The sequence below is a fragment of the Sphingomonas sp. SFZ2018-12 genome, assembly GCF_022496715.1.
Classification (GTDB): domain Bacteria; phylum Pseudomonadota; class Alphaproteobacteria; order Sphingomonadales; family Sphingomonadaceae; genus Sphingomonas.
In genome coordinates this window covers 638,551-651,999 of sequence record NZ_WTFM01000001.1, presented here as the reverse complement: position 1 = coordinate 651,999, position 13,449 = coordinate 638,551, and the positions used below count along the sequence as shown (strand labels likewise).

Below are 13,449 nucleotides of genomic sequence, written 5' to 3'. Positions count from 1 at the left end.
TCGCCGATGCGGGTACGCCACGCCGAAGCCGGGTTGACCCTGATCGAGATTATGATCGTGCTGGCGATCATCGGGGTGATGGCGGGCGCGGTGACGCTGGGCATCGGGGCGGCGACCCGCGCGCCGAATGTCGAGACGGAGGCGCGCCGACTGGCAGGGCGAATCCAGGCAGCCGCGGACGACGCGATGCTGGGCGATCGGATGGTCGCGTTCACCGCCGCCAAGGACGGCTACGGCTTCGCGATCAACGGCGGCAACGGCTGGGTGCAGCGGACCGACGGTGCGCTCGCCTTTCACCAATTGCCGGACGGGATCGTCGTCACGCTGGACCAGCCCCCGCCGATCATCCTGGGCATCGACGGCGGCCGCGCGCAGCTGTCCGCCACGATCGCCAGCGGCGCCCAGCGGTGGCGCGTGACCTATGACGGCCTGACCGCCACCGCACGGCCGGCGACCGGGCGATGAGACCGCGTCGCGCGTCGGAGGCATCGGAGGCGGGATTCTCGCTGATCGAGGCGCTCGTCGCGCTGGCGATCCTGGCGATCGCCACGGTCGGCCTGGTGCGCACCGTCGAAACGCATATCGATTCCACCCGCGCGCTGGAAAGGCGGGCAACGGCGATGTGGGTGGCGGAGAATCGGCTGGCGGAGCTCGAGCTCGGCCTGCCGGAAGCGAATACCGGGGAAGTCGACCTGCTCGGCCAGCCGTGGCGCGTCACGGTCGATCGCCGCCGCACTGGCGACCCCGAGGTGGATCGGGTGCGGATCGAGGTTTTCGCGCGCGGGGAGAAATCTTCGCTTGCCGTGCTCGACGGCTTTGTCGCAGGTGCGGCCTCGTGACCGGGTTTCCGCTCTCCTCGCGCCAGATTCGCACTACGCTCGACATCCTGACGGCGCTGATGGTGATTTCGGTGGCCGTCGCGCTGGCCGGACTGACCTGGCGGATTGCCGGCCATGCCGGCACCGGCGCAATCACCGTGCCGGGCGGTCGGGGTGCGGTCAGCGCGCCCGTCGATCCCGGCCCGATCCTGGCGCTCGCGCCGTTCGGCACCGCCGCCACCGTCGCCGAAGCGGGCCAGCCGACGGGCATTGCGGCGGTGCTGAAGGGCGTGATCGCCGCGCAGTCGCCGGACCTCGCCGCGGCGTTCATCGAGGTCGGCGGCCAGCCCGCGCGCCCCTTTCGCGTCGGTGAAGGGCTGGAAGGCGCCACGATCACCGGGATCCTGCGCGACCGCGTGCTGATCGACAATGCCGGTCGGGCCGAGTTTCTTGCCTTCCCGAACCTGACCCCGGGCGCGTCCGGCCCGGCCGCGGGCACCACTGTGACCGCGCCCGCTGCGCCGACCGCCGCCCCCGCGCCGACGCGGCCGGGCGGCGCGCCGGGACCCGTCCCGGCCTCGGCTTCTGTCATGCAGGCAATGAAACGCCTCGACGCGCGCCCCGTCGCCAACGGGTTCGCAGTGGGCAGCGCCGCGCCGCCGGGGATGCGGCCCGGCGACGTGATCCAGTCGATCAACGGCGCATCGCTCAGCAGCCCCGCAGCTGCCGAATCCGCGCTTGCCGCCGCGGTCGAATCGGGGCAGGCGCAGGTCAACATCCTGCGCGACGGCAAACAGATTACGATCACGATCCCTCTGGAATAGAGTTGCACCCGTGCGCCAACCCATCCGCTCCGCCATCGCCGCCCTGACGTTGAGCGCCGTCGCGCTCCAGCCGGTGCTGGCGCAGACCGCCGCCGAGCCGCGCGACATTGTCGTCAACATGCGCGGGGTCGAAATCGCCGATGTCGCCGACCAGATTTCGCGCATCACCGGCCGCACGCTGATCCTCGACCCCAATGTGAAGGGGCTCGTGACGGTGACGTCCGCCGATCCGCTGACGGCGACGGGAGCGTGGGAATTGTTCCTGTCGGTGCTGCGCGCCAATGGCTTTGCCGCAGTGCGATCCGGCCGGGCGTGGCGTATCGTGCCCCAGGCGAACGCGATTCGCGACGGCGGGGTCCCGTCGCGGTCGAGCGGCGGCCAGGAACTGGTCACCCGCATGATTCGCCTGGCGAACGTGTCGTCTGCCGACGCGGCGCGGGTCGTCCGTCCGCTCGTGGCGAGCTTTGGCAGCGTCGAGCCGCTGACCAGCCCCAATGCGATCGTCGTGACGGACTATGCCGACAATGTGCGCCGCGTCGAGCAGGTCGCACGCTCTCTCGACGGCGGCGGCGGGTCGACCTTTACCACCATCCTGTTGAAGAACGGCGATGCGGCGCAGGTCGCCGAGTCGCTGCAGGGGGTACTGGGCGAAGGCAACGGCGCGGGCACGACGCGCATCGCCGCGGACGCGCGCAGCAACACGGTCATCGTCCGCGGGACACCGTCAGCGGTAGCCGAAGCGCGGCGCATCGCCCAGGTGCTCGACGCGCCCGGCGGCGCGACGCCGCGCACGCGCCTGTTCCGGCTGAACTATGCAGATGCCGAATCGGTGACCGAAATCCTGCGCGGCGTACTGGGGATCGACGCGGAAGCGACCAACCCCGTCGCGCGCAGCCTTCAGGGCGGTGCCGGACGCGTCAACCGGCCGTCGGCGGCGGTTTCCAACCTGATCGCGCGCAATTCGGCGGCGCAGGCCGCACTGGGCGACGCGGTCGGCGACGGCGAGGGCGGGTCGCAGGGGGGATCGGTGACGCTCCCGTCCGAAAGCGGCGGCGGGCGCGCGGCGACGCCGGCCGGCTTTTCCACCCCCAGTCTGACGGTCCAGCCCGCGCCCGAGATCAACGGCATCGTCGTCCGCGGCACGCCGGCCGCCATCTCATCGGTCGAGGGGATCATCGCCGACCTGGACGTGCGCCGGCCGCAGGTGCTGATCGAGGCGGCGATCGCGGAAATCACCGGCGACGATGCCGAACAGCTCGCGATCCAGCTCGGCACCAGCGGCGCGGTACTCGATCAGGTCGAGGGGGCGGCGACGTCGTTCAGCAACACCGGCTCGCCCTCGCTCGGCGGCATCCTGACCGCGCTGGGCGTGCCGGCGGGCGCGCTGCTGGGCAGCGGGCTGACCGGGAACGTCGCGTTCGGCAATGATTTCTCGATTCTCGTCCAGGCGCTCGGCACTTCGGAAAAGGCCAATTTGCTCTCGACGCCCCAGATCATGGCGCTCGACAACGAGGTCGGCGAGATCACGGTCGGCCAGGAAGTGCCCTTCGTCACCGGATCGATCCTGACCGAAGGGGCAAACGTCAACCCGTTCACGACCATCGAACGGCGCGATGTCGGGATCAAGCTGCGCATCCTGCCGCGCGTCAATGCCGGCGATACGATCCAGCTCGAGGTCGCACAGGAGGCGTCGTCGATCGCGCCCGTCCAGGTGCAGAACGCGACCGACCTGATCACCAACCGGCGCTCGATCACGACCAAGGTGCTCGCCGACAACGGATCGACGATCGTGCTCGGCGGTCTGATCTCCGACGATGAGCGGTCGTCGCGCAGTCAGGTGCCGGTGCTGGGGGACATCCCGCTGTTGGGCGAGCTGTTCAAGGCGCGGCGCGAGTCGCGGACCAAGCGGTCGCTGTTCATCTTCCTGAAGCCGACGATCATTCGCGACGGCGCGGATGCGACCACCGCCGCACAGAGCCGCTATGATCGCCTGCGCCGCGACGAAGCCGAACTGACCAAGCGCGAAAGCCTGCTGATCCGGCGCAAGGCACCCCGGCTGACGCTGGAAATCGACGGCATCTACTGATCGACGGCGGGATCGCCGGGCAGCGGCACGCGCGCGCGCCGGCCCGCCCGTTCGAAATAGGCGGCGTCGATCGTCAGCGACACGAGCCGCCACCCGTCGATCGACTCCCCCACCGCGAGCGCGCGCGCGGCACCCGTCCCGCCGGCTTCGCGCACCAGCGCCACCGCGTCGCGATCGATTCGACCGACCACGCCGACCAGCGCGGGTGCATCGGCGGGGACCCCGTCGCCGATGACGGATCGATCGGGCGCGAACAGGGGTCGGCTGAACAGGCGGGGCGTCGCCTCAGCCGCCATGGGGACGATACGGATCGGTGGGGCGGGCGCCCTGTGGCGAGCCGGCGCGGCCCCGCCCCGCCCCGCCAGCGCGAGGACCAGCATGGGGACGACGATCGCCGCCAGTGCAGCCGCCGGAAGGGCCAGGGGCTGATCGCGTTTCATCGCCATGGCGCGACCAGCACCGCGTCAAGGGTCAGCCGACCGTCCGCATCGGCAGCGAGCCGCCACGCGCGAAACCGCGTGACCGGGCGTTCGCGCTCCAACTCGCCGACCAGCGCGAGGACCGCCTTTTCTGATCCGGAAAGCCGCACGCGGATTGCCGCCAACCCCGGTGCGTCCTGGCCCGTCGCGGCGTCCAGCCGTTCGACCAGCACCCCGCCCGCCCGCGCGCGGCGGCGCGTTTCGTCCGCCAGCATCCCCTGCGCCGCCTTGCGGCCAGCCGCGACCCGCGCGCGGCCGGGTTCGACCAGCGGTGTGGAGCGCGGCGGGCCAGCCGCAAGCTCGGCGGCAAGCGCCGCGCGCTCTGCACGCACCGTGGCGAGCGCGTTCACCGCGCGCACGGCGGGGAAGCTCGCAAGCAGTCCGGCGACGGCAATGCCCCATACGAGACCCCTCATCGCGATCTGAACCGCACGATGAGCGCGCCGTCGCCGCGTCGCTCCGCCACGGTGCGCAGCGGCGGAATGCCCGGTACGGCGCGCAGCCGCGTGCGCAGCCGCGCCGGGTCGGCCGTCAGCACATCGACCGCCAGCATGCCATCGGCAGCGCGCTCGACCGACACGAGGCGGTCCGCATCGTCGAGCGCGCTGCCCAGACGATCAACTTGCTGGACCGCGTGCGGCGCGGCGACCCACTGCGCCAGGTTGCGTCGCGTGCGCGCCTCCCCCGCGCGGGCCTGCCGCATCGGCGCGGCCCGCCGCGCCATCGCGGCCACATCCGCCCGCGCGCCCCGCGTCAGCCATTCGGCACCGATCCACGAACTGAACGGGATCGACGCAAGCAGCAGCGCGATCATCGCTGCGTGCCGATGCGCTGGCGCGCGTGGTGCGGTCGCGCCCGTTCGCCGCCACGGTCGCCCACGAAGACGCGCGGCCAACTGGTCGAACAATGATCGCGGCGCGCCGTCCGTCATCCCGACGTCGCCTAGCCCCTGCCCCCGTGAACACAAGGCGTTTGTCGCCCGCGGGCCAGGCTGTCATGCGAATGTTTTATTTGGTTCACCGTTCTGTCGCTTCACCAACATCATAGTGTCGCAAGATTAGACCAATTCCGGCGTCGGCGCCGCCGCATTCCCGGCTGGCGCGATTCTCGCTTCTGGGGGACACGCCATGCTCGACACGCCCGATAACAGCCTTGCCTATAGCGACGGCGATATCGACACCAACCCCAGCCTGCGCGAAACGCTGAACGATCTGGTCGCCCGGCGCTATTCGCGCCGCGACACGATGCGCAGCGGCACGTCGGCCGCCGCGATCGCGGTGTTCGGCGGCTCGCTGCTCGCGGCGTGCGACGATGACGGCAGCACGGCGAATGCGGAAGCGTTGAGCGTCAGCGCGGGCACGCAAGGCACCGCATCGGCCGGTCGCGTCGTCACGCTGACCGGATCGGCGACCGGCGGCACAGTCACCGGACAGAGCTTTACCCAGGTGTCGGGCCCGACCGTCACGCTAGCCAATCCGAACAGCAGCAGCGCGACCTTCATCGCGCCGGCGGTAGCGACCAGCACGCCGCTGACCTTCCGCTACACCGCCACCAATACCAACGGCGTCGCGTTCCAGGCGGATACGACCGTCAATGTCGCGCCGCCGTCGCTCGGCTTCCAGTCGGTCGCGCGCAATCGCAACGACGTCGTCACGGTGCCGGCCGGCTATTCGGTGAGCGTGCTCTATCGCATGGGCGATCCGATCGCGGCGGGCGTGCCCGCCTATCGCAACGACGGCACCGACACCAACTTCGCGCAGCGCGCCGGCGATCACGGCGACGCGCTTTATTATTATGGCCTGGCCGCGACCGGCACCGCGCGCGACGACAACAACAGCACACGCGGTCTGCTGGTGATGAACCATGAGAACATCACCGAGCAATATCTGCACGCCAATGGCCCGACCACGCTGGCGGGCGGGGCGCGTCCCGAATCCGAAGCAACGATCGAGATCGACCTGCACGGGCTGAGCATCGTCGAGGTCGTGCGTGGCACCGACGGCCGCTGGAGCTATGTCCAGGCCAGCCCGCTCAACCGGCGCATCACGCCCAACACGCCGATGGCATTCAACGGTCCCGTGCGCGGCAACGCGCTGATCCAGACCGTCTTCTCGCCCACTGGCGTCGCGGGTCGCGGCACGATCAACAACTGCGCCAATGGCTATACGCCGTGGGGCACCAACATCACCTGCGAGGAAAACTGGGCGGGTTATTTCCGTCGCCCGGCTGCCGCCGACAATCCCCGCCGCACCGCGCGCGAAGTGACCGCGCTGACCCGCTACGGGGTGACGAGCACGACCGGCAATTACGGCTGGGCGTCGGTCACGCCCGCCGATCCCGCCAATACCAATTTCCGCAAATGGGACGCGCAGGCGACGGGCGCCAGCGCCACCGCCGACTATCGCAACGAGCCCAATCAATATGGCTGGTGCGTTGAGGTCGATCCCTATGACCCGACCGCCACCCCGCGCAAGCGCACGGCGCTGGGCCGCATGAACCATGAAGGTGCCTGGCCGTCGCGCTTCGTCGCGGGCGTTCGCCCGTCCTGGTACATGGGCGACGATGCCCAGAACGAATATGTCTATAAGTTCGTGTCGGCGACGCCCTGGGCCGCCGCCGATGCCCAGGCGGCCAACCGGCTCGCGATCGGCGACCGGTATCTCGACAACGGCACGCTCTATGTCGCGGTGTTCAATGCGGACGGCACGGGCGCGTGGCGTCCGCTGGTGTTCGGCCAGGGCCCGCTGACTGCCAGCAATCCGACCTATGCGTTCGCCGACCAGGCCGACGTGCTGACGCACGCGCGTCTGGCCGCCGATGCGCTGGGCGCGACGCCGATGGACCGCCCGGAATGGACCGCGGTCAATCCGGTCACCGGCGAAATGTACCTGACGCTGACCAACAACGCCAATCGCCGCGTCCCCGGCGACACGGTGACGTCGAGCCAGCGGCTGGTCGATGCGGCCAACCCGCGCGTCTATGTCGATCCGCCCAGCACGTCGCGCGGTAACCGCAACGGCCACATCCTGCGCCTGCGCGAAACCGGCAACACGTCGGAAGCGCTCACCTTCACCTGGGATATCTATGCCTTTGGTGCGGGGTCGGATCTCGATGCGACCAACATCAACTTGTCGGGCCTGGATGCGACCAATGACTTCTCCAGCCCCGACGGGCTGTGGTTCGGTCGCCCGACCAATCCGTCGGGCCAGGTGATGCCGCTGCTCTGGGTGCAGACCGATGACGGCGCCTTCACCGACGTCACCAACAACCAGATGCTGGTCGGCATTCCCGGCACGGTCGGCGACGGCGGCAGCCGCACGGTGACCAACACCGCGGCGAACGGTACCTCCTCGACCGTGACCACGCTGATCGGTCGCACGCCCGGCACGACACTGCGCCGCTTCCTGGTCGGACCCGTCGGCTGCGAGATCACCGGGGTGGATTCGACCCCCGACGGCCGCACCCTGTTCGTCAACATCCAGCACCCCGGCGAAGGCGGCAGCGTCGCCAACATCACCAGCAACTGGCCGGCGAGCCAGACCGGCCCGGCGGCCGGCAGCCGCCCGCGTTCGGCGACGGTGGTGATCACCAAGGACGATGGCGGCGTCGTCGGTTACTGACCCGACGTCGGCATCACAAAATCGGGGGCATGACAAAATCGGGCGACGTCGGCCAGGCCGGCGTCGCCCGATTTGCATTCACCAAACGGCCGTAAGCGATCAGCTTTCGGGTGCGCTTGCGGCCGGCGCGTCGCCGACGGCGGCGGCACTCACCACGTTCGCGCTGCCGTCCGGGTTGATCTGGATGACATGGCTCGCACCGTCCTGACAGGTGGCGCGCCAGACGCCGGGGCTGTCGCTGCCGATCGGCACCGTCGCGGTCACGCCCTGGCACGCTATCCCGGCATCGCGGATCGCGCGGATCATCACGCCGTTGCGCTGACCCTCGTTCAGCTTCGCCACTTCGGCCTGATAGTTGAGCGTGGTTTCGGTCATGTCGTTGCGAGCGACGTCGGGCGAAGACTCGCATCCGGCGATCAGGAGCATCGGTGCCATCCAATATCCGCGCATTGCATCCTCCGTTGCAGCGAAACTCAGGGTCGATACGCGCGCAGGAATACCGCGGTTCCATGCCGGACGCGCGCCTCGATTTCGGCCTTGCTCATCCGGTCGCGCACGCCGAACTTCAATTCGACATCGGCAAAGCCCTTCCACAGCGCCATCAGGTCCTCTGCCGCGCGCGCGGCATCGTCGATTTCCACGAGCCCCGCCTCCCTTGCCTTGCGCAGCACACTCGCCAGTCGCTCGCGGCACTGGCCGGGGCCCGCGTCGAAAAAGCGCGATGCCAGCGTGGGGAGATGCGCGATTTCCTGCGGCAGCATCCGGTCGAGCGCGACATGCGCGGAATCAAACAGAAAGCCCAGGAGATTGCGGCCAAAGGCGTTGAGCAGCCCTTCAAAGTCGCCCTTGCGCGGGGTGTCGGCCAGGATCGCGGCCTCGATCTCGTCGGTGCGCGCCTTGACGACCTGTTCGAACAGCGTCTCCTTGTCGGTGAAGCGATTGTAGATCGTGACCTTCGACACCCCGGCGCGGGCGGCGATATGTTCGATCGTCGCGGCGTTGAAGCCGCGTTCGAGAAACGTCGCCAGCGCGGCGGCGATGATTGCATGATGCTTGGCCGGATCGCGCGGCCGTCCCGCCCCGCTTCGTTTCCCCTCGCCCGGCTTGTCGACTACTGCGGCCATTGCCTCGGATCATGCTCCGTTTTCGTTTCGAAAAAAACAATACGTTGACGTTCACTAATTGTGGGGTATGTGAACGCGAGCGTACAGCTTTGAGTCGCTATACGCGCGAACGGGGAAAAAGTCGCCATGATCTGGATCGCGATCCGGATGCTCACGGGGGACCGGGTCAAGTTCATTGGCCTGGTGTTCGGCGTCGCCTTCTCGACGCTGCTGATCACCCAGCAATTGACGATCTTCGTCAACCTGCTGCTGCGCGGCGCGGCGGCGGTGCATGAGGTGTCGACCGCGAACATCTGGGTGATGGACCCGGCCGGGCGGACGCCCGACGTCACGTTGCCGATGCCATCTACCGACCTGCAGCGCGTGCGCGGCGTGCGCGGGGTCGCCTGGGCCACGCCGATGATCCGCTCCGGGGCGAATGTGCGCACGCCCGAAGGCGATCTGGAGCCCGTGTCGGTGATCGGCGTCGACGATTCGACTCTGGTCGGCCTGCCGCGCACGATGCTGCGCGGCACGCGCGAATCGCTGTTCGAGCCCGATGCCGTGTTCATCGACGGGGTTGGCGGGCGCAAGCTTTTCGCGTCCGACGAGGCCGCGATGAACGTCCGGCTCGAGCTGAACGATCAGCGCGCGGTGGTCCGGGGCATCGTCGATGCCAACCCAACCTTCACCTCGACCGTCATCCTCTACACGCGCTATTCCAACGCGCTGAATTTCCTGCCCGGCACGCGCAACCGGCTGTCGTTCGTGCTGGTGCGCGCCGTCGATGGCGAGGCACCCGCCACCGTCGCCGCGCGCATCCAGCGCGAGACCGGGTTGCGCGCCCGCACGTCCGACCAGTTCGCCCGCGACGGCATCGATTACATCATCCAGAACACCGGCATTCCGATCAATTTCGGCATCACCGTTGCGCTGGGCGTCATCGTCGGCATCGCCATCGTCGGCCTGACCTTCAGCCTGTTCATCCGCGACAACATCAAGCAGTTCGGCGCGCTGAAGGCGATCGGAGTGACCAACGGCAAGATCCGGCTGATGGTCGCTGCGCAGTCGGCGCTGGTCGCGCTGATCGGCTATGGGCTGGGCCTGATCATGGCGGTGATGTTCGTCGTCTCCGGCGCGACCAATTCAGACACATTCAAGGGCTTTTACACCCCCTATCAGATCCCCTTGATCGCCGCCGGCACGGTGGTGGTGATGATCCTGCTCACCGGCTTCCTCGCGCTGCGCCAGGTGTTGAAGACCGAACCGGCGGAGGTGTTCCGGTGAGCGCGGACATCGCCATTCGCGTCGAGCACGTCGCCAAGGATTTCCCGGTCGGCGACGACAGGATTCGCGTGCTGCACGACATCAGCGTCGACGTGAAGTCGGGCGAGCTGACCTATCTGGTCGGCGAATCCGGATCGGGCAAGACGACGCTGATCTCGATCATCGCGGGCATCCTCTATCCAACCGAGGGGCAGGTGAACGTGTTCGGCACCGACATCTATCGGCTGACCGACACGCAGCTGGTCAAGTTCCGGCTGAGCACGATCGGCTTCATCTTTCAGCAGTATAACCTGATCCCGTCGATCAGCGCCGCCGCCAATGCTGCCGTCCCGCTGATCGCCTCCGGCGTACCGCGCAAGGAGGCGATCGAGCGCGCGCGCGACCTGCTCGACAAGCTCAACATCGGCAACCAGGCCGACAAGCTGCCGCGCCAGCTGTCGGGGGGCCAGCAACAGCGCGTCGCGATCGGCCGCGCGCTCATCCATTCGCCGCGCCTCGTCGTCTGCGACGAGCCGACCGCCGCGCTCGATGCGCGTTCGGGCCGCCGCGTCATGGACCTGCTGCGCGAGGTTGCGCTGGCCCAGGACCGCGCGGTCATCATCGTCACCCACGACAACCGCGTCTTCGACCTCGCCGACCGCATCCTGGCGATGGAGGACGGCCGCATCACCCATGACGGCAAGGAAATGCCGAAGGATCACGGATAAGACCATGGCAAAACTCAGCTTTTCGCGTCAAATCCTGCCCGTCGTCGCGATCGTCGGCATCATCGTCGCCGCGATCCTGGTGGCACGCAGCCAGCCCGATCGCGGCATGACCCAGCCGGTCGAGACCCCGGCCCAGGCCCCTGCCGCCCAGCGCGGCGGCAGCGTGGCGGGCTCGGGCGTCGTCGAACCGTCCAGCGAGCTGATCGAAGTGGGGGCCTTCATCCCCGGCGTGGTCGACCGGGTCTATGTCCAGGCCGGCGATCAGGTCGCGGCGGGTCAGCCGCTTTTCTCGATCGACAGCCGCGACGCCCGTGCCGCGGTGAACGAGGCGGAAGCGCGCCTCGAGCGCCTGCGCCGCAGCGTCGGGGCAGCGCGCACGACGCTGAACGTCGCGCGCCGCCAGCTCGCGCTCTACAGCTCCGTCACCGACGAACGCGCGGTGTCGCGCCAGGAGGTCATCGATCGTCAGGGCGTGGTCGAGGACGCGGAGGCGCGGCTCGCCGTGGCGCTGGCCGAGGTGCGCGAGGCGGAGGCGCAGCTTGAATCCGCGCGCGTCACGCTCGCGCGGCTGACCGTCCGGGCGCCGCGCGCAGCCGAGGTGCTGCAGGTCCGCACGCGCGAAGGGCAATATGCGACCGCCGGGCCGGCGCCGGGCAATTCGGCCGAGCCGCTGATGACGCTGGGGGTCACCCGCCCGCTGCACGTCCGCGTCGACATCGACGAGAATGAGATCGACAAGGTCGCGCTCGAACGCGGCGCGATCATCAGCCCGCGCGGCAATGCCACGAGCCGCATCCAGGCCAGCTTCGTGCGCGCCGAGCCGCTGGTCATTCCCAAGCGGTCGCTGACCAACGCATCGACCGAGCGGGTCGACATCCGCGTGCTCCAGCTGATCTATGCGCTGCCGGCCGAGGGGCATCAGCTGTTCGTCGGGCAGCAGGTCGACGCGTTCGTCCCGGCGCGCCGGGCGAGTGCCGCGAAATGAGCCGCCGGCACCTGTTGAGCGGCCTCTCCGCGACCGCGCTGGCGCTCGCCGCCTGCGCCCCGGTCGAACGGCCGCCGGCGCCCAGCAGCATTGCCCTGCCCGATGCCTTCGCGCTGCTCGATCGCCAGGCCAGCGCGAGCGGCACGCTGCCCGATCTGCTGCCCAGCCAGGATCCGGCCTTTGTCGCGCTGAATGCTCGCGCGATGGCGGACGCGCCGGAGCTGGCGATTGCGGTGGCGCGGATCGATGCCGCCCGCGCGGGGCTGCGCGGCGCGGGTGCGGAACGCTTGCCCAACATCACGGCTGGCGGCGATGGATCGCGGCGGCGAATCAGCGCCGCTCAGTTCGCCGGCCTGCCCGACGGCATCGAGATCCAGCGCTATGTCAGCAATTTCAGCGCGTCCGCCGATGCCAGCTGGGACATCGACCTGTTCGGGCGACTGCGCGCCGGACAGCGCGCGGCCGCCGCGCGGCTCGACGCGGCGACGGCGGATGCCGCGGCGGTGCGGCTCGCGCTGGCCACCGACATTGCCCGCGCGGTACTCGATTATCGCGATCTCGCCGGGCGCACGGCGCTGGTCCGCGACGATCTGGCGAGTGCGGATGCGCTGGCGGAAGTGACGGGCGTGCGCGCCCGGGCGGGCATCGTCCCCGGATTCGACCTGGTTCGCGCCCAGTCGCTCGCCGCCGAAGCGCAATCGCGGCTCGACGCGATCGCGGGCGAGCGCGCCGCGATCATCGGCCGATTGGTCACGCTGACCGGCGCGCCCGCCGATACGGTGCTGGCGGCGCTTGAGCCGGCGCAGCCGGTGCCGGCGATCACCCCCGGCCTGCCGACGCTCGAAGTGCCGTCCGTCCTCTTGCGTCGCCGTCCCGACGTCGCGGCAGCCGAACGCCGCCTCGCCGCTGCCGATGCCGACATCGCAGCCGCCGCGGCCGAGCGCTTCCCGACGTTCAGCATCACCGGCAGCATCGGCCTGCTCGCGCTGGCGTTCGGCGACCTGTTCAGCGAGGAGGCGATCACCGGCTCGCTCGGCGGATCGATCGCCGGGCCGCTGCTCGATTTCGGCCGCATCGGCGCGCGGATCGACCAGCGCGAGGCGGAAGCGCGCGAAGCATTCGCCACCTATCGCCGCGCGCTCTTCACCGCGCTGGGCGAAACCGAAGCCGCGCTCGGCGCGCTCGACGCAGCCGCGAAACGGGCGGGCGCCCTGTCGCGCCAGGCCGAACTCGACCGTGACGCCGCGCAGCTGGCACGCGAACGCTATCGCCGCGGCCTCGATACCTTCCTCACCGTCCTCGACGCCGAACGCACCAGCTACGCCTCGCGCCAGTCGGCGATCACCGCCCAGGCGGAAGTCGCGCGCGCACGGGTGGCGCTGTATCGGGCGGTTGGCGGGGAAGGCTGAGGGGGCGGTTGCGCACGTCCTTCGATACGCCGCTTCGACAGGCTCAGCGGCTACTCAGGATGAGCGGTGTTTGGCTTATGGTGGGAAGATTTTCCAGACCGCTCATCCTGAGTAGCGACTGAGCCCTTCGA

General features: G+C 69.4%; 14 protein-coding genes. 9 read left to right on the top strand and 5 right to left on the bottom strand.

Going from position 1 to position 13,449, the window contains the following annotated elements; genetic code table 11:
- The first annotated feature begins 6 nt into the window (after positions 1–6).
- From GO308_RS03105 to gspD, 4 genes are read left to right on the top strand one after another with little or no spacing between them, the layout of a single operon-like run.
- Complete coding sequence (locus GO308_RS03105) at positions 7–465, top strand: prepilin-type N-terminal cleavage/methylation domain-containing protein (RefSeq protein ID WP_240883772.1); 459 nt, start codon at positions 7–9, stop codon at positions 463–465.
- Positions 462–839, top strand: a complete 378-nt coding sequence (gene gspI, locus GO308_RS03100; protein WP_240883771.1) for a type II secretion system minor pseudopilin GspI — start codon at positions 462–464, stop codon at positions 837–839. The genes GO308_RS03105 and gspI overlap by 4 nt, the downstream gene beginning before the upstream one ends.
- Positions 836–1,642, top strand: coding sequence for a type II secretion system protein N (locus tag GO308_RS03095; RefSeq protein WP_240883770.1), 807 nt, complete (start codon positions 836–838; stop codon positions 1,640–1,642). The genes gspI and GO308_RS03095 overlap by 4 nt, the downstream gene beginning before the upstream one ends.
- Before the next feature lie 10 nt (positions 1,643–1,652).
- Positions 1,653–3,728 carry a type II secretion system secretin GspD gene (gene gspD, locus GO308_RS03090; protein WP_240883769.1) on the top strand — a complete coding sequence of 692 codons (2,076 nt, stop codon included), beginning with the start codon at positions 1,653–1,655 and terminating at the stop codon, positions 3,726–3,728.
- Here gspD and GO308_RS03085 read toward each other — a convergent pair.
- Genes GO308_RS03085 through GO308_RS03075 form a run of 3 tightly spaced genes read right to left on the bottom strand, consistent with a single transcriptional unit; the run spans position 3,722 to position 5,021 of the window.
- Positions 3,722–4,174 (bottom strand): hypothetical protein, encoded by a 453-nt coding sequence (locus tag GO308_RS03085; RefSeq protein WP_240883768.1) that lies wholly within the window; start codon positions 4,172–4,174, stop codon positions 3,722–3,724. The two genes, gspD and GO308_RS03085, sit on opposite strands and share 7 nt — an antisense overlap.
- Positions 4,165–4,623 carry a hypothetical protein gene (locus tag GO308_RS03080; protein ID WP_240883767.1) on the bottom strand — a complete coding sequence of 153 codons (459 nt, stop codon included), beginning with the start codon at positions 4,621–4,623 and terminating at the stop codon, positions 4,165–4,167. Before GO308_RS03080 ends, GO308_RS03085 begins: the two co-directional genes overlap by 10 nt.
- Entirely contained in the window at positions 4,620–5,021 is a 402-nt protein-coding gene (locus GO308_RS03075; protein ID WP_240883766.1) for a hypothetical protein, read from the bottom strand. Before GO308_RS03075 ends, GO308_RS03080 begins: the two co-directional genes overlap by 4 nt.
- A gap of 313 nt (positions 5,022–5,334) precedes the next feature.
- Here GO308_RS03075 and GO308_RS03070 point away from each other — a divergent pair, with 313 nt between their 5' ends.
- Positions 5,335–7,827 (top strand): alkaline phosphatase PhoX, encoded by a 2,493-nt coding sequence (locus GO308_RS03070; protein WP_240883765.1) that lies wholly within the window; start codon positions 5,335–5,337, stop codon positions 7,825–7,827.
- A gap of 99 nt (positions 7,828–7,926) precedes the next feature.
- Here the strand turns inward: GO308_RS03070 and GO308_RS03065 are convergent, their stop codons facing one another.
- Together GO308_RS03065 and GO308_RS03060 are read right to left on the bottom strand one after the other, a co-directional pair.
- Positions 7,927–8,262, bottom strand: a complete 336-nt coding sequence (locus GO308_RS03065; RefSeq protein ID WP_240883764.1) for a hypothetical protein — start codon at positions 8,260–8,262, stop codon at positions 7,927–7,929.
- A gap of 38 nt (positions 8,263–8,300) precedes the next feature.
- Positions 8,301–8,951, bottom strand: coding sequence for a TetR/AcrR family transcriptional regulator (locus GO308_RS03060; RefSeq protein ID WP_240883763.1), 651 nt, complete (start codon positions 8,949–8,951; stop codon positions 8,301–8,303).
- Between the two features lie 126 nt (positions 8,952–9,077).
- Here GO308_RS03060 and GO308_RS03055 point away from each other — a divergent pair, with 126 nt between their 5' ends.
- Genes GO308_RS03055 through GO308_RS03040 form a run of 4 tightly spaced genes read left to right on the top strand, consistent with a single transcriptional unit; the run spans position 9,078 to position 13,318 of the window.
- The gene (locus GO308_RS03055) at positions 9,078–10,217 is read left to right on the top strand and encodes an ABC transporter permease (protein WP_066667209.1); all 1,140 of its coding nucleotides are present in this window, start codon (positions 9,078–9,080) and stop codon (positions 10,215–10,217) included.
- Positions 10,214–10,924, top strand: a complete 711-nt coding sequence (locus tag GO308_RS03050; RefSeq protein ID WP_066482475.1) for an ABC transporter ATP-binding protein — start codon at positions 10,214–10,216, stop codon at positions 10,922–10,924. The genes GO308_RS03055 and GO308_RS03050 overlap by 4 nt, the downstream gene beginning before the upstream one ends.
- Before the next feature lie 4 nt (positions 10,925–10,928).
- Positions 10,929–11,909 carry a biotin/lipoyl-binding protein gene (locus GO308_RS03045; protein ID WP_240883762.1) on the top strand — a complete coding sequence of 327 codons (981 nt, stop codon included), beginning with the start codon at positions 10,929–10,931 and terminating at the stop codon, positions 11,907–11,909.
- Positions 11,906–13,318: an efflux transporter outer membrane subunit gene (locus GO308_RS03040; protein WP_066670457.1), complete on the top strand. Its 1,413-nt coding sequence runs from the start codon at positions 11,906–11,908 to the stop codon at positions 13,316–13,318. The genes GO308_RS03045 and GO308_RS03040 overlap by 4 nt, the downstream gene beginning before the upstream one ends.
- Positions 13,319–13,449 lie beyond the last annotated feature (131 nt).

What these genes read in the sequence shown, in the direction of transcription:
- GO308_RS03105 (WP_240883772.1), top strand. Translation starts at nt 7, where the DNA reads ATGCGGGTACGCCACGCCGAAGCCGGGTTGACCCTGATCGAGATTATG.
- gspI (WP_240883771.1), top strand. Translation starts at nt 462, where the DNA reads ATGAGACCGCGTCGCGCGTCGGAGGCATCGGAGGCGGGATTCTCGCTG.
- GO308_RS03085 (WP_240883768.1), bottom strand. Translation starts at nt 4,174, where the DNA reads ATGGCGATGAAACGCGATCAGCCCCTGGCCCTTCCGGCGGCTGCACTG.
- GO308_RS03080 (WP_240883767.1), bottom strand. Translation starts at nt 4,623, where the DNA reads ATGAGGGGTCTCGTATGGGGCATTGCCGTCGCCGGACTGCTTGCGAGC.
- GO308_RS03075 (WP_240883766.1), bottom strand. Translation starts at nt 5,021, where the DNA reads ATGATCGCGCTGCTGCTTGCGTCGATCCCGTTCAGTTCGTGGATCGGT.
- GO308_RS03070 (WP_240883765.1), top strand. Translation starts at nt 5,335, where the DNA reads ATGCTCGACACGCCCGATAACAGCCTTGCCTATAGCGACGGCGATATC.
- GO308_RS03065 (WP_240883764.1), bottom strand. Translation starts at nt 8,262, where the DNA reads ATGGCACCGATGCTCCTGATCGCCGGATGCGAGTCTTCGCCCGACGTC.
- GO308_RS03060 (WP_240883763.1), bottom strand. Translation starts at nt 8,951, where the DNA reads ATGGCCGCAGTAGTCGACAAGCCGGGCGAGGGGAAACGAAGCGGGGCG.
- GO308_RS03055 (WP_066667209.1), top strand. Translation starts at nt 9,078, where the DNA reads ATGATCTGGATCGCGATCCGGATGCTCACGGGGGACCGGGTCAAGTTC.
- GO308_RS03045 (WP_240883762.1), top strand. Translation starts at nt 10,929, where the DNA reads ATGGCAAAACTCAGCTTTTCGCGTCAAATCCTGCCCGTCGTCGCGATC.
- GO308_RS03040 (WP_066670457.1), top strand. Translation starts at nt 11,906, where the DNA reads ATGAGCCGCCGGCACCTGTTGAGCGGCCTCTCCGCGACCGCGCTGGCG.